This is a genomic window from Paenalicyclobacillus macrosporangiidus (assembly GCF_900116805.1).
Classification (GTDB): Bacteria; Bacillota; Bacilli; order Alicyclobacillales; family Alicyclobacillaceae; genus Alicyclobacillus_H; species Alicyclobacillus_H macrosporangiidus.
The window spans coordinates 1-1404 of record NZ_FPBV01000084.1 but is presented as its reverse complement, the minus strand read 5'-3'; the positions used below and the strand labels follow the sequence as shown (position 1 = coordinate 1404).

Genomic DNA, 1404 nt, shown 5'->3' with positions numbered 1-1404 from the left:
CCAGGCAGGGCGTACAACACGCTGTCTGCCGACATGTGTACGCCGAGACGGTCAAAAGACTCCTGCACCGTCTGTTTGGCCTCATCAAGCGTCATCGTTCCTACCGATCCGGATGACCCGCTGCCTCCGTAAGCAAGTCCTGCCGCTACCAGCTTAACTCTGTCCAACAGCCCTTCTTGCTGCAACAACCGAATCGTTTCGTGACAGTGCCCGCACCATGGCGCGAACACCAATACGGGCTTGTCCGCCGGAAACGGCACGACCGCGCCATTCGCCGCCAGCAATGGGGCGTCCTTTATGGCCGACTCCAAGTTCGGAGCGGCCTGTGCAAGTCCCTTCCACGTTGACACTGACTGTGAATTCGCGGAGCTGGCAATCGCGTTATCCGGAATTGATGCGCGTGAGACCCCGGTATGGTGCCCAATCTCATAGCCGACACCCCCGGCCAACAGCACCACGACCACCCCAATTGCCGCACCAATCACCTTGTCTTTGCGCATTTATAAGACCTCCTCAGTTCTTGGAGAAGAAATTCACCCATTGGTTGACTTCGCTGCTCTTGAGCACTCCAGGCACCTCTTCCCAGCCGCCCGATACCTTCCGGTATGCCGCTGGGACTGGCACTGAGGCTTTGTCGTACAGCGTTACCGGGCTTGGGAGTGGATCGCCGTGATAACCCAGCTTCGACCACATCTGCTTTGTCTGCGCCTCCGTCATCCCAGTCCACACAACCGCGGGCTTGGGGTCCAACTTAGGCCAGACCGATTGGAATTGTGAGATGGCGTACCCGACGGCGGGACTAATCACGAGCACCCGATCCACATTCGACGGGACTTGTACCGGGAGCTTGTCCACTTTTTGGATCCGGCTGGAATACGAAGACAAATGCGATTCAACGCTGGATGGCAGGGATTTGATCGGCGCCGCCACCGCACTGTTTGCCACTGCGTTGTCGGGCGTCGCTGAATTGGTGGGCGCCCCTCCGCACCCCACAAGCAACCCTCCAGCCACAGCCAAGACCGCTCCTGTTCGGACAACCTTGCGCATCTGCAAGAACCCCCCTCCCTTTTGAAACTGGTTCCACTCCAACGCGGCTTGCAGGGCAAAATAAGAGCGCCAGGACTCAGTCATCCCGACGCAATAGCCGTCTCTCTTGCACTGTGTACCGCCCCGGCCTCAATCCTGCCACCCGGTACCGCCCCGGCCTCCGGAACCGGCCAGCCTTCGTCAGCACTGCCCTACCTCGCCGTAGGCGGACATCCAGGTGTATGCCACTCTCAAAACTCCAGTTCTCCCCGTACACTTTCAACGGCAGCGGCAAGTCCCCGCGCGTCCACACAACCTTCGCCGCCTCTTTCCGTCGTGTTACCTTGCCTCGGCGCCACACCAACTGCCGTGCCTTTT

General features: G+C 59.5%; 2 protein-coding genes. Both read right to left on the bottom strand.

The genetic code is table 11. The features are described from left to right. Positions 1 to 500: thioredoxin domain-containing protein (locus BM357_RS18775; protein ID WP_074956931.1), on the bottom strand; the 500-nt coding region annotated here is incomplete at its 3' end. 13 nt (positions 501 to 513) lie between these two features. Further along, positions 514 to 1047: a hypothetical protein gene (locus BM357_RS18770; RefSeq protein WP_074956933.1), complete on the bottom strand. Its 534-nt coding sequence runs from the start codon at positions 1045 to 1047 to the stop codon at positions 514 to 516. Positions 1048 to 1404 lie beyond the last annotated feature (357 nt).

What these genes read in the sequence shown, in the direction of transcription:
- BM357_RS18770 (WP_074956933.1), bottom strand. Translation starts at nt 1,047, where the DNA reads ATGCGCAAGGTTGTCCGAACAGGAGCGGTCTTGGCTGTGGCTGGAGGG.